Source organism: Imperialibacter roseus (assembly GCF_032999765.1).
Classification (GTDB): domain Bacteria; phylum Bacteroidota; class Bacteroidia; order Cytophagales; family Cyclobacteriaceae; genus Imperialibacter; species Imperialibacter roseus.
In genome coordinates this window covers 4,889,616-4,910,881 of sequence record NZ_CP136051.1, presented here as the reverse complement: position 1 = coordinate 4,910,881, position 21,266 = coordinate 4,889,616, and the positions used below count along the sequence as shown (strand labels likewise).

Annotated in this window: 14 protein-coding genes; 11 read left to right on the top strand and 3 right to left on the bottom strand. The window is 47.9% G+C overall.

From position 1 onward, the window contains the following. Window positions 1-12: 12 nt before the first annotated feature. The 6 genes from porU (at window position 13) to RT717_RS20785 (ending at window position 8,051) form a co-directional block, all read left to right on the top strand. The gene (gene porU / locus RT717_RS20810; protein WP_317488280.1) at window positions 13-3,402 is read left to right on the top strand and encodes a type IX secretion system sortase PorU; all 3,390 of its coding nucleotides are present in this window, start codon (window positions 13-15) and stop codon (window positions 3,400-3,402) included. Window positions 3,403-3,412: 10 nt separating this feature from the next. Continuing rightward, window positions 3,413-4,684, top strand: a complete 1,272-nt coding sequence (porV, locus tag RT717_RS20805) for a type IX secretion system outer membrane channel protein PorV (RefSeq protein WP_317488279.1) — start codon at window positions 3,413-3,415, stop codon at window positions 4,682-4,684. Between the two features lie 15 nt (window positions 4,685-4,699). Continuing rightward, a complete protein-coding gene (locus RT717_RS20800; RefSeq protein ID WP_317488278.1) occupies window positions 4,700-5,968 on the top strand; it encodes a M16 family metallopeptidase in 1,269 nt (422 codons plus the stop codon). A gap of 101 nt (window positions 5,969-6,069) precedes the next feature. After that, window positions 6,070-6,771, top strand: coding sequence for an HAD hydrolase-like protein (locus RT717_RS20795; protein ID WP_317488277.1), 702 nt, complete (start codon window positions 6,070-6,072; stop codon window positions 6,769-6,771). Next, window positions 6,768-7,331 (top strand): phosphonate degradation HD-domain oxygenase, encoded by a 564-nt coding sequence (locus tag RT717_RS20790; RefSeq protein ID WP_317488276.1) that lies wholly within the window; start codon window positions 6,768-6,770, stop codon window positions 7,329-7,331. Before RT717_RS20795 ends, RT717_RS20790 begins: the two co-directional genes overlap by 4 nt. A 63-nt stretch (window positions 7,332-7,394) precedes the next feature. Then, on the top strand, window positions 7,395-8,051 hold the full coding sequence (locus RT717_RS20785) for a hypothetical protein (protein WP_317488275.1): 657 nt from the start codon (window positions 7,395-7,397) through the stop codon (window positions 8,049-8,051). Here RT717_RS20785 and RT717_RS20780 read toward each other — a convergent pair. The 3 genes from RT717_RS20780 to RT717_RS20770 form a co-directional block, all read right to left on the bottom strand. Beyond that, window positions 8,040-9,362 (bottom strand): DUF5690 family protein, encoded by a 1,323-nt coding sequence (locus tag RT717_RS20780; protein ID WP_317488274.1) that lies wholly within the window; start codon window positions 9,360-9,362, stop codon window positions 8,040-8,042. The two genes, RT717_RS20785 and RT717_RS20780, sit on opposite strands and share 12 nt — an antisense overlap. Before the next feature lie 3 nt (window positions 9,363-9,365). Continuing rightward, window positions 9,366-10,496 carry a TIGR03364 family FAD-dependent oxidoreductase gene (locus tag RT717_RS20775; RefSeq protein ID WP_317488273.1) on the bottom strand — a complete coding sequence of 377 codons (1,131 nt, stop codon included), beginning with the start codon at window positions 10,494-10,496 and terminating at the stop codon, window positions 9,366-9,368. Window positions 10,497-10,581: 85 nt separating this feature from the next. Beyond that, on the bottom strand, window positions 10,582-11,166 hold the full coding sequence (locus RT717_RS20770; RefSeq protein ID WP_317488272.1) for a helix-turn-helix domain-containing protein: 585 nt from the start codon (window positions 11,164-11,166) through the stop codon (window positions 10,582-10,584). A gap of 454 nt (window positions 11,167-11,620) precedes the next feature. On the opposite strand from RT717_RS20770, the gene RT717_RS20765 reads away from it, so the two are divergent. The 5 genes from RT717_RS20765 (at window position 11,621) to RT717_RS20745 (ending at window position 21,261) form a co-directional block, all read left to right on the top strand. Then, the gene (locus tag RT717_RS20765; RefSeq protein ID WP_317488271.1) at window positions 11,621-14,866 is read left to right on the top strand and encodes a SusC/RagA family TonB-linked outer membrane protein; all 3,246 of its coding nucleotides are present in this window, start codon (window positions 11,621-11,623) and stop codon (window positions 14,864-14,866) included. A gap of 37 nt (window positions 14,867-14,903) precedes the next feature. Further along, complete coding sequence (locus RT717_RS20760; protein WP_317488270.1) at window positions 14,904-16,460, top strand: SusD/RagB family nutrient-binding outer membrane lipoprotein; 1,557 nt, start codon at window positions 14,904-14,906, stop codon at window positions 16,458-16,460. 84 nt (window positions 16,461-16,544) lie between these two features. Continuing rightward, window positions 16,545-17,642: an alkaline phosphatase family protein gene (locus RT717_RS20755; RefSeq protein ID WP_317488269.1), complete on the top strand. Its 1,098-nt coding sequence runs from the start codon at window positions 16,545-16,547 to the stop codon at window positions 17,640-17,642. Continuing rightward, a complete protein-coding gene (locus RT717_RS20750; protein ID WP_317488268.1) occupies window positions 17,642-19,393 on the top strand; it encodes a metallophosphoesterase family protein in 1,752 nt (583 codons plus the stop codon). Before RT717_RS20755 ends, RT717_RS20750 begins: the two co-directional genes overlap by 1 nt. Beyond that, window positions 19,390-21,261, top strand: coding sequence for a metallophosphoesterase (locus tag RT717_RS20745; protein ID WP_317488267.1), 1,872 nt, complete (start codon window positions 19,390-19,392; stop codon window positions 21,259-21,261). The genes RT717_RS20750 and RT717_RS20745 overlap by 4 nt, the downstream gene beginning before the upstream one ends. Window positions 21,262-21,266: the final 5 nt, after the last annotated feature.

Below are 21,266 nucleotides of genomic sequence, written 5' to 3'. Positions count from 1 at the left end.
CCTAAACGCTCAATGAAAAAACCGATCATCCTTATTGCCTCACTGATTACTTTCCTTGCCTGCCGTGCAGGCTTTGGGCAAAGTGTGCTAAGCGAGGGGCAGTGGCTTAAGATTGGTGTGACGGAGAAAGGAGTCTATAAAATCGACCGTGACTTCCTTCAAAAGGCAGGTGTTGATGTGTCGGCGATTGACCCGGGGAAACTGGCGATGTACGGCAACGGCGGCGGCGGTATGCTGCCCCAAAAGAATGCTACTCTCAGGCCGTTTGACTTGATTGAAAACAGCGTTCAGATCATAGGGGAGGAGGACGGGCGTTTCGATGCCTCTGACTACCTGCTGTTTTATGGCAACTCTCCCCATGAATACTCTTTTGAAACTGGATGTAGCTGTTTTCGATACGAAAGAAATCTATATTCGGACACCACCTACTACTTTCTCAGGATTGATGGTGCGGAAGGAAAGAGAATGCTCACCCGGGAGTCGCTTGGGTCCCCGGGAGTGAAAATCGAAGCCTACGACGACCTGTTTGCTCATGAGGTTGACATCAATAAACTTGGGAAGTCGGGCAGGCATTGGCAGGGTGAGATTTTTAGTTCATCGGGCAACGCCACCTTAACCTTTGAGGGAGGAAAAGGCGCTTACCTGGCAGGCACTGAGGTAACGATGATCTCCTCAGTTGTCACGCAAAGTTTTGGAGCCAGCTCTTTCGATATCAGGGTAAACGGAAATGCCATTTTCAATCAGGCTGTTGGCGCCAGGGGCGAAGGCGACTATGACCCATTGGGGGTTCAGCGGGTTGATACAATCCGGCTATCTGCTTCTGCTATTGGTTCGGCGGAGAACACCTCAGTTGAATATACTTACAATCGTTTTTTTGGGAAGACGTCGCTGGGCTACCTCGACTACTTCTTTTTACAGGGGAAAAAGAAGCTCAATTACCGCCAGGGTGGGCTGATATTCAGAAATAAAGACGCTCAGGGCACTGCTTCTTATAGCCTTGGCAATGCTGCGGCGGTGGACAGAATTTGGGATGTGACCGAGCCTACCCAGCCAATCAATCAGCAGTTCAGCAAGGAGAATGGTGTGGCCAGCTTTACGGTTGATCAAACTAACCAGCTTGAGTTCATAGCAGTTGATCCGGCCTCGTTGAAATCACCGGCTTCTGCCAAAAAGCTATTGAACCAGGAGTTGAAAAACGGGCAGGTTCCGGATCTGGTAATTGTCGCACACAAGAACTTTTTGTCGGAGGCGAATCGGCTGGCCAACTTCCGGCGGTCGAATGGTGGGTTGGATGTGAGGGTTGTTACTGTCCAGCAAGTGTACAATGAGTTTTCATCGGGCATGCAGGATATTTCAGCCATCAGGGACTATATGAAGTACTTGTATGATGCGGTGCCGGGAAAGCTGAAGTACCTATTGCTTTTTGGAGACGCTTCTTTTGACTACAAAGCAAGAACTGAAAATCACAACTTTGTGCCTGTGTACGAATCCAGGGAATCGCTGGATCAGATTCTGAGCTTTTCTTCTGACGACTACTTTGCATTTCTGGACGACCATGAGGGTGAATGGGTTGAGCAAACCAGCGGAGACCATATAGCCGATATAGGCGTGGGGAGGCTGCCAGTGTGGACGGCGAAGCAGGCTGCGGAGGTGGTTGATAAAATTATTGGCTATAGTACCGATCCCGCCGGGGTAGGCAGCTGGCGGAATGACCTCTACTTTGTGGCAGACGATGGCGACTTCAATATCCATCTTCGGGATGCCGACCGGCTGGCGGACTATGTGGACACTGCCTATGTTCAGTTCAACATAAAAAAGATTTACCTCGATGCCTTTAAGCAGGTATTGATAGAAAGCAAACCCCGCTCCCCGGAGACTTACGAAGCTATCAGACAGGCCGTGGACAACGGGGCCTTTATCATCAACTACAGTGGCCATGGCAATGCAACGGTGCTGACAGATGAGAGAATAGTTGTCTACGATTCGCTGGTCAAATGGAAGAACGGCTCAAGATTAGCTTTGTTCGTGACCGCCACCTGTGAGTTTGGCAGGTACGACGACCCAACAGTTGCCAGCGGGGCTGAGGAGTTGCTACTCAATCCGCAGGGAGGAGCGATTGCTTTGCTTACTACCACCCGGCCAGTGTATGCTCACACCAACTATGTGCTAAACCAGGCTTTTTACCTTTCCATATTCTCAAAAATAAATGGAGAGTATCCACGCCTGGGCGACGTTATCAGGGAGACCAAGAATAACAGTCTCCGGGGGCCGGTCAATCGCAACTTTGCGCTCTTAGGCGACCCATCTATGAGACTCAACTATCCGGCCTACAACCTAAAAATAACCGAACTGAACGGCGTGCCAATAGATGGCGTGCCCGATACCGTGTCGGCAATGAACAAGGTAGTGGTGAAAGGAATTGTGGAGGATGGATTTGATCAGAAGGTAACCGATTATAATGGGAAGCTGACGGTCAACATGTACGACAAGCCGACCACGTTTGCCACCCTGGGCGACGAAAGCCAGCCGACGAATTATGAGCTATGGAACAATGTAGTGTACAGAGGAAAGGTGTCAATCACGCAAGGGGAGTTTTCATACGAATTTGTTGTGCCAAAAAATATTTCATACCAGCAGACAAGGGGAAAAATTACTATGTATGCCCAGCCCGAAAGCGGCCTTTTGGATGGGAACGGTGCTACAATTGATTTTTACCTTGGCGGGTCGAAGCCCCCAGCTTTCGCCGACGCTAAAAGTCCGGCCATACAGGCTTTTATCAATGACGACTCATTTCGATCCGGCGACAGGGTAAATGCCAATCCATTGCTGATGGTAAAATTGGCAGATGAGAGCGGAATTAATATTTCAGGGAAGGCTATAGGGCAGAACATCACTTATCAAATAGACGAACAGGAGCCAGTTATCCTGAACGACTATTATGTTTCAAATCTGGACGATTTCACCAGTGGAACAGTCCTCTATCCTCTTGGAACACTAACCAAAGGAAAGCATCGCCTCAAGGTGAGAGCTTTTGATACTTTTTCCAATGTTGCTGAAAATATCATAGATTTTGTAGTTTCGGAAGACACTAAAGTGAGGATAAAGAACGTTCTCAGTTTTCCTAACCCGGCCACAGAATCCATTACCTTTAGGCTGGAACACGACAGGGGCGATCATTTGCTGAGCATAAGCATGGAGTTGGTGGATCAACGTGGAGCGGTAGTCGACAAAATGGAGTGGCAAGCCAACAATTCAGGGGGTTTTGTCGAAAGCCCGGAGTGGAACAGGAACTATAATGGCCGAAGAATCGAAAATGGTATTTATATTTACCGACTGATTGTAGTTGACGAAGAAGATTTAAATCAAAATATTGCTTTTGGCAAACTAATACTCACCAATTGATTTTTATACATTGAAGATACATACAATAGAAAAGCCTTCCCTGAATTCTTCCAGGCACGTGAATGCAGGTGTATTTGTTGCTTTTGGCTTAATTTTTTTAAGCTTTTGTAGCTATGCACAGCCTGGTGCAGTTATTTCTGGTCAGGACACAAGTCGGCGGGTTATTTCCACAGCAGTGCCTTTTCTCGGGTTTGCGCCTGATGCGAGAGGGGCTGCCATGGGTGATGTTGGGGTAGCCACTTCCACCGACGCCAACTCAGTACACTGGAACAACGGTAAGCTTGCCTTCATTGAACAGGACATGGGGTTTGCCATTTCTTACACTCCCTGGTTGGCCAAAATTGTGAATGACATGTCGTTGTCGTACCTGTCGGGTTATAAAAAAATAGACCGGGTGCAGGCAGTGGCGTTAAGCATGCGGTATTTTGATCTTGGCGAGATACAGTTGACTGACAATACAGGTGCGCCTCTTAATACCTTCAATCCAAGAGAATTTGCTGTAGATGCCACCTATTCAAGGAAGCTGAGCGAAGAGTTGGGGCTGGGTGTCACAGGCCGTTTTATTCATTCTAATCTCTCAGGAAGCTTTTCCTCATCGCCGGATGCCAAAGCAGGCACGAGTGTGGCTGTGGATGTAGGCTCCTATTACACAAAGGACCTGGTGCTTAGCGGGCGCAACTCCAACATATCGGCAGGTGCTCACATTTCAAATATCGGACAGAAGCTTACATATAGCAGTGTCGACAACGAAGATTTCATTCCAATCAATTTGCGGTTGGGAGCGGCTTTTAAGACCGATTTGGATGCCTTTAACACCATCACTATCGCTTTGGATTTCAATAAATTAATGGTACCGTCGCCGCCGATTTACGAAACAGATGCCGATGGTAATTTTATTCCCGACCCTAACGACCCTACCAAGAATAAGATCAAGAGAGGCAATGATCCTGACCGCCCATTACTAAGCGGCATGTTTGGGTCGTTTGGTGACGCACCTGATGGTTTCTCGGAGGAGGTAAATGAGATTATCTCTTCAATTGGCGTGGAATACTGGTACAAGGATGTGTTTGCTGCCCGTGCTGGCTACCACTACGAAACCCCACAAAAGGGCGACAGGAAGTATTTTACTATGGGTATTGGCTTCCGTTATCAGGTATTCGGAATAGACTTTGCCTATCTGGTGCCTCAGGTGCAAAATCATCCGTTGGCTGAAACTCTTAGGTTTAGCTTGCTGTTTAATTTCGACAAAGCAACGCCCACTTCCACCACTCCTGACTCCTGATCCTCCAAGTTTTTGATGTTAGACAGAACCGCAGCGCCCGAATTTCATATTCCTACCCGCACCGATTTAAAGCATGTTACAAGCAGTACGCTTCGTAATGGAATTCGATTCCATGAACTGATACTGGGAGACCAGGAAGTCTGCAGAATAGAGATAGTCCTCCAATCAGGCAGTTGGTTGGAGGAAAAGGAGGGCGTTTCCTATTTCACAACCAAAATGCTGCTTGAGGGAACAGAGAAGCTCTCAGGTCGGCAAATTGCGGACAGGCTTGACTACTACGGAGCGTATTGGGAAGTAACATCCGGAATGGACTTTGTGACCCTTACCGTTTATTCCCTAACCAAGTACCTGGAGGAGGTTGTGCCGTTTTTTCTGAGTGTCGTTGTTGATGCCTCATTTCCGGAAAAGGAACTTGAGACCATTAAAAAGGTACGGATACAACAGATAAGGGTAAACAAGCAAAAGACGTCTGCGCTTGCATCGTCAGGGCTAAGACACCTTCTTTTCGGACGGAACCACCCTTACGGGAAGGAGCTTTCGGAGGAAGAGGTTGGAAAAGTGACCTCCGCTGATTTGAAGGAATACCACAAGAACAGGTTGCTGAGCCGGGCAGAAGTGTTTGTGTCTGGCAAGCTTTCCAGCGAGGAGCTTTCGAAGCTAAAAGGCTTTTTTGTAGACTTCCCCTCAAGCGCTGTTTCGTTGCCAAACTATCCGGTGGTTACCGCCCCTGCGGTGAGGGAAATACTGCCAGTGGATGAGTCGGTGCAGGCTTCGCTTCGGCTGGGGAAAATGGCTCATGACAAACATCACCCGGATCACTACCATCTGATGCTTCTCAACGAGGTTTTTGGTGGATACTTTGGTTCAAGGTTGATGAAAAACATCAGAGAGGACAAAGGATATACCTACGGTATTTATTCTTCGCTCTCTTACCTCCAACATGACGCTTTTTGGGTGGTTGGAACCGACGTGAAACGAGAAGTGGCTATTGCTTCCATTGACGAAATTTTAAAGGAAATGAGGCTGCTCAGGACTGAGCCGATACCTTTTGAAGAACTTGAAACAGTGAAGAACTACATGATTGGCACCTTTCTGTCAAGTATCAGCACCTCTTTCAGCCTGATGGACAAATTCAGATCCATTCACTTCGCTGGATTAGATTATGAGTATTACAACAGGCTGCTGACCTCAATTCGAAGTGCCACTTCGGAAGACCTGCTGAGAGTAGCCAATGATTCTTTTAAGGAAGAAGATTGGCTTCAGGTGATTGCTGGAGGTATATAGCCTTCAGGTGCCATACCGCCTTCATTGAAAAACTTAACCATATCTTAATCCCCAGCTTACTTTGAAATGGGTGTTCAGTTGTAAAATTGACGCTTGAATCAATGCTAAAGATGGGATCAATTCAGCTAGTAGTTTTTGACCTGGCGGGCACCACCGTTCAGGACGATCAGGATGTGCAAAAGGTGCTCAGAAAAACATTGCAGCGCCAGGGTGTTTCGATCACCATGGACGAGGCTGCCAAAGTAATGGGTATTCCAAAGCCAGTTGCATTGAGGCAACTTCTTGAGTACCATCTTCCGGAGAGTATCAAAGTGACTGATGATATGATTGACGAGCTCCACGATGCATTCGTCTCAGACATGGTCAGTTTTTATGAAGAGGATCCGTCAGTGCGGGAGATGGCCGGCGCTTCTGACACATTTAAAGTGCTGAAGGAATCTGGCATCAGTGTATATGTTGACACTGGGTTTGACCGAAAAACGACGGACGCTTTGATTGAGAGACTCGGCTGGTTGAAACAGGAGCTGTTGGATGGCAGCATTACAAGCGACGAGGTGGAGAGCGGCCGACCCCATCCTGATATGATTTTCAAAGCCATGAAGCTAAGCAAGGTGACAGAAGCTTCTTTCGTAGCAAAAGTGGGGGATACGGCATCCGATCTGGGGGAGGGAACCGCTGCGGGCTGCGGGCTGGTAATTGGAGTGACGACCGGCGCCTACAGCAGAGAGGATTTGGAGAAGGAGCCACACACGCATATCGCTGACAGTCTACCTGAAGTTTTACAAATAATTCTTGAAAAATGAGTGCCCAACAAATAGCGAAAGAGATTTTTGATCTGTATCGGACTTACGGCGACGAAGACTATATAGGCGAGCCGGTTTCCCAGGTTGAGCACATTGTGCAGGCTGCTTTGCTTGCAGAAAGGGCTGGTTACGATGAGGAGGTCATTCTTGCCGCATTTTTTCACGACATCGGACATATATGCGAAATGGATGGCCAGGTTGAAAAAATGGGGCTTTACGGTGTCAAAAGCCACGAAGAGATTGGGTCGAAGTTCCTCAGAGAAAAGGGCTTTTCCCGAAAAATCTGCCAGCTGGTAGAAAACCACGTGGCGGCCAAGCGGTACCTCACTTTCGCTGATGAGTTTTATTACAACAAACTTTCTGAGGCCAGCAAAAGAACACTTGAGTATCAGGGCGGTCGAATGACCGCCGATGAGGCTGCTGCCTTTAAGAGTGATCCACTATTCGAGCCAAGCATTGCACTCCGCCACTGGGACGAAGAAGCAAAACTCGAAAATCAGCCTATGCCTCCGTTAAGCCATTTCGAGCAAATGGCAGTCCGGCATCTCCTGAAAACTTAACATTGGAAATGACAATGGTGTGTTAAATTAATGTTAACTTAGTTAACGCTTATTTAACACCCAATGAAAATACTGGCAACAGTATTTATTGTAGTTTTTTCCTGTTTACACTCTTTTGCAGACCAAAAATGGTCTCAGGGGGTTGTTGTATTGACGTCAGGAGAAGTGAAGGTGGGACTGCTCCAGTACCACCCGAGGTGGGATGCTGTGTCATTCAAGGGAGAAGAGAAAGAAGGTGCAGTTGAGACTTTCCCCGCTAACAAACTATCTCAGTTCAGTTTTTTTGATGACCATATTGAGGTATGGAGAAAGTTCTACACTTATATCGCCAATAAAAGGGGATTTAATCAGCCGGTTTTCTACGAAGTTGTCATCAAGGGCGACTATGGCTTACTGAGGAAAGAAAAATCCATTGAGCCTGTGTACGATGATATAGCATCATCCGCCAGTTCAATCAAGGATCAAATGCTAAGGGAACAGGTAGCTGGTTTTGACTTCTTTTTCTGTCACAACAATAACATAGTGCCTCTTAGTAGTTTCAAAAAGTACATGAAAGAGCAAGGCCTGTTTGAAGATTTGAACAATTTTGCAGACACACACCGACTAAGCTGGAGGGACAGCTACGACATAGTAATGATGATTAACTACCTAAATTGCTCTTCGGGCAACACCGGATGTAAGGAAAGCCTTGAACTGACCCGTTTGGCCTCATCTAACTGAAAGAACGGCAACACCATCCCTGCTCTCATATTTCCTTCTGAAATAGACCATACAAATTCCCATCAGTACGGTTCCCGAAATGGAGACTACATAAATCGACTGTGTGAAAAACTCAAGCCAGCTCAAATTGGCGAAGCCGAAGTTCTTGTAGAACAGAATAACCACGCTGCCAAGGTAACCGAACGAATCGGCCAGGTAAATAAGAAACCCGACATTTCCAGTCACCTTAAAGGCTGCGATGAGCCTGTCAAAAAGGATGCTGTTAAAAGGGACATAGCCAAGGTAGAGACCGCACCCTACCAAAATCATCCAAAGAGGAGGTGAAATCAGATGGTTTTGGAAAAGCAGTGTGCTGATGCCGCTGACCGTAAAACCACCTATAATGATCAGGTAGTTCGCATTTAAAGCCTTATAGTTTTGTTTGATCCCCATCATAAGACCGAGTAGCACAAGCACTGCTATGGAGACCGGAATTTCTGTCAACGTAAAAATTTCCGCATTGTCGCCATAGCCAAGCACCTGCCATATTTCAGCGGAAAAGTTATCTCTGAAATCTCGGAAGGCTGTGAGCAGGATGTAAACCAGCGTGAGTAGAAACATACCGCCGCCAAAGTCCACCAAAAACTGGCGCCGCTGATTCTTACTCATGGGCTCCCGTTTGGTTCTCATCGCTACATCCTCGGGGCTTGGCTCTGGAATACGATCAAGCAACCAAACAAAACCGAGCAGCGGAAGCAAAAAGAGGCTGCCTGTAACAAAAGGCATCCAGTCTTCGCTCACACCCCAGTTGAGCATTACCACCTTGCCGACAGTTTTTACAAAACCGGAAGAGAAGATAAAGCTTACCGAAAGGCCCGCACCGAGCACCTCAGTAGTTTGCCTGCCCTCAAGAAAGCTGAAGACCAGGCCCCACACCATGCCGAGTGGAAGGCCGTTAAGAAAGAGGAAGAGGATGCCCCAGGGAGCTGGAGCCAGGGCAAAGCCAAGGAGAGCCAGTGCAGCGGAAACGATCAAAAGAAGGATGAAAATGGATCTTCGGTTGTTTTTCATCTCCGAGATTACCCGTATGCCTATGAACTTCGATAGTGTATATCCAAGCACTTGTGCGGTAATCAATAGTATTTTATAGTCGATCCCCCAGAAGGCTTCATCTTCAAAAACGGCTACCGCAAAGGGCTTTCGGAAAGCATACATGCAGGAGTAAGTGCAGAACGCCGCCAGTATGCAGAAGACAGAAAATGCTACCCTGTTGGTCGACTGCAGCCATTTAGTCACTTTGGCTTCAAGATGCTTGTTGGTGGAGGTACTCATTGGCTACAGGGTGTTTGTAAGCTCCTCTGCTAACCCAAACGACAATGTCATGCCTGCTCCACTCAGCCCATTAACAATGGTAGTATGGTCGCTCACCCGGGCAACGAATTCAGTTTTGCCCGCCAGTTTTGGGTAAACCCCGTGCCACCTTTCGTTGATAGCCATATTGGGTGCTTCAAAGAATGTGCCCAGATAAGACATGATAAGCTCGTTGATTTCTTCTCGGTCGAAGGGCGAAAGGGACAAGCCGTATTCATGTGAATCGCCCAGCACCAGCTCCCCGTTTCCGTTTTGTGACACCAACACATGGATGCCCCACTTGATCAGGTCAGGCATATCCGTTTGGGCTCTGGACTGCAATGCAGGCAGGCTCTTGCAATCTTTGAAAGCACCGTAATGCAGAAGAGTGAGCCCGGCGCACAGCGAAGGCCCCACTTTCCAGGCATGAGGTTGAGTACCTGTGCGCATCATTTGCAGTTTGCATTTGGTAATGCCACTTTGCTGGAAGGTTTCCGGAAAGAGCGTTTCAAAGTCGGCGCCGCTACAAACGAATATTTTCTCCGCCCGCCAGGTGATATCAGCCGTCGCAACCCGGTCTTTTGCTATCTGTGTCACGGCGGTTCCGAACACCATTTCAACTCCGTATTTCTTCTCAAGGTAGCCGGGCAATTTGCTGATTGCTTCTCTTGGGTCAAGTGAGCACTCAGTGGAACTGAGCAACCCGCCTTTTAGCCCCGCAGTCCTAGTCCCCGGGCTTAGCTGCTTTGCTTTGTCAGCGGCAACTATCTCTATCTGGAAGCGTTCGTTGGAGTTCGTATCGTAAAACTCATTGATGATATCCCATTCGTCCTGATGATGGGCTAGCTGGAGGGAACCATTTTGATTGAGCCATATCCCTGCTTCTCCGGCTACTTCCAGCCAGGTGCTTCGGCTTCGCAAAGCCCGGTCGAGCAGTGGTCCGCCGGGCTGACCAATTGGCCAGATCAGACCGAAGTTTCTGATGCTGGCTCCCTGGGCCTGTTGCGACCGTTCAATAACAACAACTTTCTTCCCTTTTTTGGCTGAGTGATAAGCCATCGCCAGGCCTACAATGCCAGCGCCCACCACAATTACGTCCGCACTTTTCTCCTTCATTCTCTGAGTTCGTTACAACTTCTAAAATGAAAGTCAGCAGTGAAGACATGATGAAGCTGCCTTTATCTGTTTATTACGAAGTGCCCTATGATGTTAGCTCATCATTAAAGAAAAAGTAGACCACCAGCATTGTGCATGGCATGGCTGAGGGATTGGATGGAGCGTGTGGAGTCTTCCCGTTGAAGTAAAGGCTATTGCCCTCTTCCAGCATCACAGCCTCGTTTCCAATATGATAAAGAGCAGACCCACTGATCATGTATTTGAATTCAATAGCATCTGTAGTGATCATTTCTCTTTCGGCCCCAGGCTCCAGGATGAGTAGGACGGTCTCGACCGTGATAGTGGAGATGGTGCGTGTTAGAATATGGTGGTACTTGAAGCCCTTGGTGCCTTCTTTTTCAAATTCATTGTACTCATCTTTTTTGAACAGTAGATAAGGCTTTTCCTGCATTCTGTAGATGTCGTGAAAGAATGTCCCCACTTCTTCCTTAAGGGCATGAACTATTGAGATGAGGACAGGTAGCGATGGGATGGTGCGGCCGTTTTCAATCCTCGATAGCAAACCCTTGCTCACATGGGCTTCGGCGGCCACTTCGTAAAGCTTCAGTGCTTTTGATAGGCGGGTCTGTTTCAACTTGCGTCCGAGCTGCCCTATGATGTTATCTGTCATGATCCAAGCGGTTGAGGGGTCAAAAAAACATGTGACATTTTCAAAATCAACAAATCGAGTGAGAATGAAGGAAAGATAACGATGAGGTCAACATTTGATAACCAGCCAGAATTGCACTTTGTGCTGCATTTCTGAAATTTGGTCCAACGATTCCACTCCCCGTTCTATTCAGCTATCAATTTCGCCATTTGTTTACTATTTGTAAATATTATGACAACGGAAGCTAATATTTAACAATGAATTAAATATTAGTTTAATATAGGTAAATATCACCCTGCTACCTTTGATGTATCGAAGAAGGTAATCCGATTGCCAGATCCCGATAAAAAAATAAGCCGGAAATGCGCTAACATTCCCGGCTAGTACCTCTTCCTACGTCCGCAAAGACTTTCCCGAAAGGGAAGGGAGTGGAGGCTTTGTGCTAAAACGAAAATCGTCTTAACCATTTAAAACTATGAAAAAACCATTACCAGAAAAAAGACCTTATCAAAAAGCTTTTGGGAGCGCTTTTCTTTCCCTGCTTTTGTTGATGGCTTTTTCTTTCAACGCACTGGCACAGTCACGTACTGTAAGTGGTGTTGTGAAAGATGAAGCCGGGGAGCCGCTCATTGGGCTTACCGTATTAGAAAAGGGTACCTCCAACGGAACCATTACAGGGGTGAACGGCGACTATCGCCTCGACCTGATTACTCAGGAGCCAACCTTAGTTTTTTCATTTGTAGGTTACACCTCACAAGAGGTTGCCATTGGCAGTCGGTCGGTGATCGACGTAGCCATGCAACTCGACGTAAAAAGTTTGTCAGAGGTGGTTGTAACCGCACTTGGCGTTGAAAGAGAAACGAAGGCGCTTGGCTACTCGGTGCAGCAGGTAAACGGCGAGGACATTACCGAAGCTCGTGAGACTAACGTGGTTAATTCTCTCTCCGGCAAAGTAGCAGGCGTGCAGGTTTCCAATGCGGCTGCTGGAGTAGGTGGTTCTGCCAGGATCACTATCCGTGGCGAGTCGTCTTTGAATATCAATGCCAACCAGCCGCTGTTTGTAGTGGATGGAATTCCAATAAGCAATAATGTAAATGGTGCGTCAGGGTCAGGTAACCTCGAAGTTGACTATGGCAACGCAGCCGGCGAAATCAATCCTGATGACATTGCTTCAATGACTGTGTTGAAAGGACCGGCAGCGGCGGCGCTTTATGGTTCAAGAGCTGCGAACGGCGCTATCCTGATCACTACTAAATCAGGTAAAAATCAAAAGGGTATTGGCATAGCCGTTAATAGCAATCTGACCTTTGAAAACCCACTCGTAATGCCCGACTGGCAGAACAAGTACGGGCAAGGTAACAATGGTCAGTTTTCATTTGTTGATGGAGCTGGTGCGGGCATTGCCGACGGTGTAGATGAGAGCTGGGGTCCCGAATTGAATGGGCAGCTTATTCCCCAGTTCGATTCCCCTAGAAATGTTCCTGGCTTTCGTGGTGGTGATCTCAATGCTCCTGCGGGAAGCACTATCACCCCCACTGCCTGGTCACCACATCCTGACAACATCAATGATTTCTTCGAAACTGGTGTAACCCGTACAAACAATATTGAATTCAGTACTTCCAATGACTGGGGCAATGTTCGTTTGTCATACACCAATCTGGATCAGAAAGGCATGGTTCCTAATACCGACCTGATAAGAAATTCTGTATCGTTAAAAGGCGGCCTGAACCTGACAGACAAACTTTCCATCAATTCCACGATTAACTATATCAAAAGCCAAAGCGACAACAGACCGGCGATCAGCTATGGTACAGAAAGCCTGATGTACCTGTGGATTTGGTATGGTCGTGGAATTGATACCAAACAACTGGCCAACTACTGGATGCCGGGACTTGAGGGCATTCAGCAGTTCAACTACAACTACAACTACCACGATAACCCTTATTTCACGACTTACGAGAATACCAACGGACAGGACAAGGACAGGATTTTTGGCAACCTCTCTGCTACTTATAAGTTTACGAAGGAGTTGAGTCTGTTGGTGCGTACCGGTAACGATTTGTACAACGACTTGAGAGATCGCCGGAGGGCATTCTCTACTCAACGCTTCCCGTTGGGGATGTACAGAGAAGATGCGGTGTATTTTCAGGAAAGAAATACTGACTTCCTTTTGTCTTACAACAAAAATGTGAATGACGACTGGGCCTTTACCGTGTCAGTGGGTGGTAACCAAATGCGTCAGAACAACAGGTTTCAGTCAACAGTGGCACCTCAGCTACTGATCCCTGGCATCTACAACTTCTCTAACTCCGCCGTGCAGCTTCAGGTAAGTCAAAGCAGGTCGGAGAAGAGAATCAACAGCCTCTACGGCTACGGTCAGGTGGCCTTCAAAAACATGATCTTCCTGGACGTTACTGGCCGTAACGACTGGTCCAGTACGCTGCCTGTTGATAACAACAGCTACTTCTATCCTTCAGTAACATTGAGCGGAGTAGTAAGTGATATGTTCACTATGCCCAATTTCCTTTCATTTGCAAAGGTAAGAGCGGCTTATGCTGAGGTGGGTAACGATACCGATCCATATAGCCTTTCTAATGTATATGGCTCCGGAACTGCATGGGGTTCGGTGCAAACCAAATCAGAATCTTCTGTGCTGAGAAATGCTGAGCTGAAGCCTGAAAGGACATCGTCTTACGAATTGGGTGTTGACTTACGGTTCTTTGAAGGACGCTTGGGAGTCGATTTCACTCATTACGACAACAAAACGAGAGACCAGATCATCCCGATTACGCTGGACATCGCCACTGGTTATTCCAGCAGGATTATCAACGCCGGTGAAATCCAAAACTACGGGCAGGAATTGATGTTGATGGGAACGCCTATTAAGAAGGACAATGGCTTCAAATGGGATGTCAATGTAAACTTTACCAGCAACCGCAGCAAAGTGATCAAGCTGGCCGAAGGTATCGAGGCTTATACTTTAACTGAGAGAAATGGTGCTTATATCCAGGCTCGTGAAGGAGAAAGAATGGGCAACATTTACGGTGTTGGCTTTGCCAGGGTAGAAGACAAAAACAGCCCATATTTTGGTCAGATCATCCACTCGGCTGAAGGTACTCCTTTGAGAGATCCGGAATTGAAACTACAAGGCAATTACAACCCAGACTTTATGGTGGGTATCAACAACAACTTCTCGTACAAAGGCATTTACGCTGGCTTCTTATTCGATATCCGTCAGGGCGGTATTGTGGTGTCAAGAACCAAGACTATCGGTAGCACCTCCGGTCAGCTGGCAGAAACACTTTATGGAAGAGCCAATGGATACGACCTTTCACTGGAAGGCAATGGCATTGTTAGCCCAGGTGTGATTGATACTGGAGATGGAAACTATATCCCTAACGAGATCAAAATAGCTAGCCGTGACTGGCATAACCGTTACTACGAGCGTAACAACGTAGAGGCTGCCAAGTACGATGCGTCTTTTGTGAAGCTTCGTGAAGTAAGAGTGGGATATAGCTTCCCTAACACTATGATGGGTCGCCTTCCTTTCAGAGATGTTCGCTTCTCTGTAGTGGGTAGAAACCTGATGCTTTGGACTGAAAACCCTCACTTCGACCCGGAAACACTTTCCATGTCAGGTGGTACACTTCAGCCAGGTGTTGAAAACATGGCTTATCCTTCAGCCAGAAGCTTTGGCTTTAACCTGAGCTTCAAACTTTAAGATGGTTCATCTTTTAAAAATTAAAAGGAAAACAGAAATGAAAATCAAAAGCAATTCTATAAAATCAATAGCGCTGCTGACAGGTCTTTTTGTGGCTACATCATGCGACAAGGACTTCCAGGAGGTGAATACCAACCCGAATGACCCTGAGTCTGTGCCAACAGCACTCCTTCTGCCTACCATCATTAGAAACCCGGTGAACGAAGTAGCCGGACTGGCGTGGGGGTATGGTAACGTGGTGATGCAGTATTCAGCAAAAATTCAGTTCACCAGCGAGGACAGATACCTTTGGGGCCCCGAAGGTGACCCTTACAACAGCTTCTATAATGCCATGCGTGATGTGAATAACATCATCATTTTGTCAGAAGAAGCCGGGCAGCCGCAATACATTGGTATCGCCAAAATCATGAGATCATGGATGTATTCTTTCATGACAGACGCTTACGGCGATATTCCTTATTCGGAAGCAACAAGTGCAAAAGAAGGCACCAATCTTCCTGCGTTTGATACACAGGAGTCTGTTTATCAGGGAGTGTTGGCTGAGCTGGCGGAAGCCAATACCATTCTGGCCAGTGCTACTGGTTCGGTAAGTGGCGACATCCTTTTTGGTGGTGACCTGATGAAGTGGAGAAAATTTGCCAATTCACTACGCCTGAGAATTTACATGCGTTTGTCGGATAGAAATGATCCCTCGTCGGGTATGCAGGCGATTCTTAGCAACCCTGATGCCAACCCGATTCTTGAAAGCAACGACGATAATGTAGCGTTGGAGTACCTGTCAGATGCGCCTAATCAGCAGCCGCAGTATACCAATCGTTCAGGCTCTTTTGATGAGTACAGACTGAGTGTCAACATGGAGACCATTCTGAAAGACCTGAACGACCCAAGGCTGTTTGTGTATGCGCAGCCAACCAATGACTCAGGTGCTGGGGTTGTGGGCAGCCATGCCGACTATGCAGGCGTGCCTAACGGCCTGGCTGATGCACAGGCTTTGGCTTATTCGCCAAGCGGTGACCCTGAAAAAGTTGGTTCCAATTTCATTTCAAGAATTGGCTTAATGTTCGCATGCCGTGCTTGTAACCCTGACAGAGCTTCACCAACAGCCGCAGAAGCCATGCTAATGAGCTATGCTGAACTTCAGTTTATTCTTGCTGAGGCCAGGGAACGGGGCTTTATTTCAACAGGTACTGCAGAAACCTACTACCTCAACGGCATCAACTCATCTTTTGACTACTATCTGGAAAGACTTGCAGTTGGTAGCTACCCTGAGATTATCGAAGTGGCCACGCCTGATGCTTCTTATTTCGCTCAGGAAGATGTAGCCTACACAGGAACTACTGATGAGAAGCTACGCAAAATAGGCACGCAAAAATGGGTCGCTCTTTTCTTCAATGGCATGGAGGCCTGGTTCGATTGGAGAAGAACCGGCATACCAGCAATTACACCTGGCCCTGGTGCGGTGATTCCTACCGTACCGGTTCGCTTTATGTACCCAGGCGACGCTCAGGCACTAAATGCTGACAATTATAAGGCCGCTGTTGCCCGCCAGGGTGTCGATGCAATTACCACACGTGTTTGGTGGGATGTAAACTAAATAAGAAGTAATTTTTGCCTCAAACCTATCTGGAAGTAAGGGGGACTTTTGTCCCCCTCAACTTTTGGAGCAACCCAATTGACAATGAAAAACACCTTACTTCTTATTGCAGGTTTAGCGTTTTCTCTGGGCACTTTTGCTCAGACGAAAGACCTGAAAACAGAGAATGTCTTCATTATTACCTTTGATGGCCTTCGCTGGCAGGAGCTCTATGGAGGAGCCGACGCAGAGCTGATCGGCGACAAAGATTATGTGGAGAATGTAGAAAGTCTGAAGAAAGAATTTTGGGCAGAAGATGCGAAGATACGAAGAGAAAAGTTATTCCCTTTTTTCTGGTCTGAGATTGCCGCAAAGGGGCAGATGCATGGCAACCGCAACGAGGGAAACAAAGTAAACTGCGCTAATGGCATGTGGTTCTCTTATCCCGGCTACAACGAAATTTTATCCGGATTTGCTGATGACAATAGGATTACCAGCAACGACAAGGTTCCCAACCCCAATAAAACTGTGCTTGAGTTCGTCAACAACCAGCCTCAATACAAAGGCAAGGTAGCCGCTTTTGGTTCGTGGGATGTGTTTCCGTCCATCATCAATGCTGAACGAAGCGGTATTCCTGTAAATGCAGGATTTATGAAAGCGACCGGAAGCAGCCTGACGGATAGAGAAAAGTTTTTGAACCAACTACAGGACGAAATCCCCGGCCCCTGGGGAGGAGTGAGGCTTGACGCCTTCACTCATCATTTTATGATGGAATATGTAAAAAAGAACAACCCAAGACTTGTATACATTAGCTATGGAGAAACAGACGACTGGGCGCACGATGGCGAGTATGATGAATATTTACATTCAGCCCGCCGCACCGACCAGTTTATAAAAGAGCTTTGGCTGTACATCCAATCCAGCCCAAAATACAAAGACAAAACCACCCTGCTGATCACCACCGATCACGGAAGAGGCACCGTGCCGAAAGACACATGGAGAAGTCATGGTAGCCAGGTCGAAGGTGGGGGAGAGATTTGGATGATGGCGATTGGCCCGGATACCCCAGCGTTGGGCGAGGTGAAGCAGGATGGGCAGCTCTACCAGAATCAGGTAGCAGCCACTGCAGCCACCTTACTGGGGCTTAAATATGTTAATACTCCTGAGCCAGGAGCAGTTGTTGGCTCAATGATCACTAAGTGATGGATTTCAAAAGGGTAATTGTGCTCCTGTTGCTGGCGGCCTTTGGTTGTCGGCAGCAGGACTCAATTATTTCCCCAACCTATACAGAAGCGCCCGCAACCGACCCCGCCAGGGTGGCGCTTGCGCAAGAGTGGAATAAAGTAGAAGCGCCAACACTTTCGAACTTTCAAACTGCCAACACCAGTTGGCTCTATTTTGCAGGAGCTAATGAGACTCTCACAACATTCAGTTTTCCAGACTGGGACAATGCTGAACTGCTAGACCTGCCTCACAGGGTCACGCTCCCCAATTCCCCAATGTGGTACCAATGGAAGGTGACCAATGATATTGACTCTGTCGTCATGCTTGTAAATGCAGACGATGGTGCTCAAGCTTTTCTGAATCGCAAAAAGCTAAAAAGAGTTGCTGGTGACCGCTTTTACTTAAAAGCTGATGCAGGAGACACATTGGTCATTCGGGTATTGAACAACGCCATGGCAGGAGGCCTGCGTAGCGTGAGGCTTGTTCCGCTGGCAGATTATCGGACATTCCAAAACCAGTCAACACTCTACCACAAAGCAGCCGCTTTGCTTCAACAGGTGCAAAGGCTGAACAACCCTTCGGCTGAGGTGATGGAAGCTGCGAACCAGCTTGCGGAAAATATAGCCGATGAGAATGCAGTGAAGCTGAATGCGCTCTTAAGTGCTTACCCGATGCTTAGTGGCCCGGTTTTGCTGAATAACGAGGGACACTTTGAGATCAACTGGCTAAGCACTGCCAGTGGTGAGGCAACAATTTTGTCAGGCGAAAGCCCGGACCAGCTTGCCAGCGAATTTACTGTGACTGCCCAACAGCAGCCATTCAGGTTTCCTTTGGAGCAGCTAAGCGAGGCCAGCTTTTACAGGATTCGTCAGCTCGATACCTGGACAGAAATATTCGAAGTGCCTCGGGTAACCGACAGTTCCAACCCCGAAAGCTTTTCCTTTACACTCTGGGCCGACAGCCAGGGCGGTTGGAACACCTTCAGCCAACTGATGGCTCAGACCAAGGATGATGATGACAAGTTTAGCCTTGGTGCTGGCGACCTGGTGGCCAACGGCTCCGATTCACTGCAATGGAAAAGCCTGCTGACCAGTCTTGGCCAGGCCAAAGGCCGCTTCCCTTTTTACCTCGTGCCGGGCAACCATGACTACGATGGTTATTACGACGACCTCAACCCTAAAAATTTTAATCAGTACATTACCACTCCTTCTGGCAAAAACTATTTCTCGTGGCAGTATGGCAATTGCGCTTTCATTGCCATCGACCCAAATGAAGCCTTTCCAATTGGTTTTGACTCAGGTGGGCAAAAGGAATGGTTTTTAAATGAGATAGAAACAGCGGAATGGAAAGCAGCCACCTGGCATTTTGTAGTGCTTCACCAGCCTCCTGTTTCCCAGGGTTGGCCTGGTTACCATGGCGACGAAGCGGTTCGGCAGCTGCTAGACACTGTGTACGAGTCGGCGGGCATCGATTTTGTTGTCGCCGGGCACACCCATGATTATGAAAGGTTAACGAGAAATTACGGCGACCAGAAGGTCAACTTTCTGATTGTTGGAGGGGCCGGAGGAGGTCTGGAGCCTGAAGGTGAGATGTCGGAAGAACCAGTAATGGATGTTGTCGTCAAACGGCATCACCTGGCTAGAATGTTTGTGCAGGGCGACTCCATCCATTTAGAAGTGAAAGACCCCGATCAAAATATCATCGATCAATTTGATTTTAAGAAGCAATGAAATACCGTCTAGTTCTTCTTTTTGCGTTGCAGACCTCGTTGGTTTTTTCACAGGACATCAAGACCGGCCTGCTGGGTGACTGGTGGCTTTGGCCTGAGTACAGCTTACCAGCCAGGGCTAACAATACACCTGGCAATCAGCCCAAGGCTCCGGCATCTGTTTTTGCTGATGTCGACAGCCGCAGCATTCCTCTGGTGCTGAAAGGGGAGGAACTCACCCAGAGACTGACTGGTATTTTGCCTCAAAATCAACTGCCGACTGCTGCTTTTACAGTTGAATGCTGGCTGGTGAACCATGTGAACCAACCGGTGGGAATGCTGGCCGCTGTGAAGCCTAAGTACACCGGAGCGGAGCCACAATGGCTGCTGGGACTGTACGAAAGAGAGATTATATTTTCTCTGAAGCCAGAAAAGGAGCCCTTTGCCGCTGTTGTCAGCCACGAGATAAAGGCAAGAGGCTGGAAAAACTACTGGGGACACCTGGTGGGGGTGTACGACGGAAGTTCTATGAAGCTATACCTGAACGGGGAACTTTTGGGAGAGCAAAAGGTTGGGGCGATGGCTGCTTCTACTCAAGACAAAGAACTGGAGTTAGCGGCTTACATGCACAATGAGCCCTACATGCAGTTGGGCAACCTGCTGAAGAACTTCAGGCTGTACAACCGGGCGCTGACCGTGACGGAAATCAAACAGCGTAATAGCTACCTGCAAAAGCTGGTGGAGGAGGGCAAACTCTGGCCAGATACCTTCCACTTTAACGCAGGGCCGTATCTCAACTATGCTACCACTACAAGCATCAATGTGTTGTGGGAAACTGACAGGCCGACAAGGGCCGTTGTGGAATATGGTGAGTCGCTGCCTTTGAAACAAAAGAAAGAATTGCCTGTCGCAAGCTTGAAAAAAGATGGCCCTGGCGCTGAAGGTAAATACATACAGGAGCTGACAATCGACAATTTGAAGCCGGGCACCACCTACTTTTACAATGTGAGAGTGGTAGCCGAAGATGGACAGGAAATGGAATCTGGTGTGCTGACTTTTGCTACGGCCGTTGAGCCTGATGCTCCATTTGCGTTCGGAATCATTGGGGATACCGAAGCCCGGCCTCACGTGAACGACCGGGTGGCCAAAATGCTGTGGGATGAGCGCTCCAACTTTTTGATGATCGTGGGAGACCTGACAGATGGTGGCCAGGAGCACTACAAGTTTGAATGGAACTACGAGTACTTCGCAGCGATGACGCAGCTCACCAGCAGGGTGCCGGTATTTCCAGTGGCGGGTAACGGTGAGTCGGACCTGTATTGGTACAATCAATACCATGCCCTGCCAGAACCTGAAGGGTTCTACTCTTTCACTTATGGCAACGCAGAGTTTTTCATGCTCAACAGTAACAAGCGGGATGAGTTTGCTCCTGGTAAAAAGCAGTATGTGTGGCTGGAGGAAAAATTAAAGGCCTCAACAGCGAAATGGAAATTTGTTGCACATCACCATGCTCCTTATTCCGCTGATGAAGACGACTACGGCAATAGCTGGGAAGGCCCTACCGACCTGGGCGACAAGAAAGTAAGGGAGATCGTGCCGCTGTACGAGAAATATGGCGTGGACATGGTCTTCTTTGGCCACCTGCATACTTACCAGCGCACCATGCCTATTGAAGCCAATAAAGTAAGCGAGCAAAACGGTGTGGTATACATTCAGGCGGGTGGTGCGGGTGGCAATCTGGAGGACTTTGCGCCTACCCGGGCGTGGTTCAGTGCAAAGACCTACCGGGGACACCACTACTGCATCGTGGGCGTGAATGGCGGAAGCCTTTCGTTCAAGATGTATGACACGGAAGGGAGGCTGAAGGACTTTTTGGAGTTGAGGAAGTAGGATGA

What these genes read in the sequence shown, in the direction of transcription:
- RT717_RS20780 (WP_317488274.1), bottom strand. Translation starts at nt 9,362, where the DNA reads ATGAGTACCTCCACCAACAAGCATCTTGAAGCCAAAGTGACTAAATGG.
- RT717_RS20785 (WP_317488275.1), top strand. Translation starts at nt 7,395, where the DNA reads ATGAAAATACTGGCAACAGTATTTATTGTAGTTTTTTCCTGTTTACAC.
- RT717_RS20800 (WP_317488278.1), top strand. Translation starts at nt 4,700, where the DNA reads ATGTTAGACAGAACCGCAGCGCCCGAATTTCATATTCCTACCCGCACC.
- RT717_RS20790 (WP_317488276.1), top strand. Translation starts at nt 6,768, where the DNA reads ATGAGTGCCCAACAAATAGCGAAAGAGATTTTTGATCTGTATCGGACT.
- RT717_RS20755 (WP_317488269.1), top strand. Translation starts at nt 16,545, where the DNA reads ATGAAAAACACCTTACTTCTTATTGCAGGTTTAGCGTTTTCTCTGGGC.
- porU (WP_317488280.1), top strand. Translation starts at nt 13, where the DNA reads ATGAAAAAACCGATCATCCTTATTGCCTCACTGATTACTTTCCTTGCC.
- RT717_RS20750 (WP_317488268.1), top strand. Translation starts at nt 17,642, where the DNA reads ATGGATTTCAAAAGGGTAATTGTGCTCCTGTTGCTGGCGGCCTTTGGT.
- RT717_RS20745 (WP_317488267.1), top strand. Translation starts at nt 19,390, where the DNA reads ATGAAATACCGTCTAGTTCTTCTTTTTGCGTTGCAGACCTCGTTGGTT.
- RT717_RS20775 (WP_317488273.1), bottom strand. Translation starts at nt 10,496, where the DNA reads ATGAAGGAGAAAAGTGCGGACGTAATTGTGGTGGGCGCTGGCATTGTA.
- RT717_RS20795 (WP_317488277.1), top strand. Translation starts at nt 6,070, where the DNA reads ATGCTAAAGATGGGATCAATTCAGCTAGTAGTTTTTGACCTGGCGGGC.
- RT717_RS20760 (WP_317488270.1), top strand. Translation starts at nt 14,904, where the DNA reads ATGAAAATCAAAAGCAATTCTATAAAATCAATAGCGCTGCTGACAGGT.
- RT717_RS20770 (WP_317488272.1), bottom strand. Translation starts at nt 11,166, where the DNA reads ATGACAGATAACATCATAGGGCAGCTCGGACGCAAGTTGAAACAGACC.
- RT717_RS20765 (WP_317488271.1), top strand. Translation starts at nt 11,621, where the DNA reads ATGAAAAAACCATTACCAGAAAAAAGACCTTATCAAAAAGCTTTTGGG.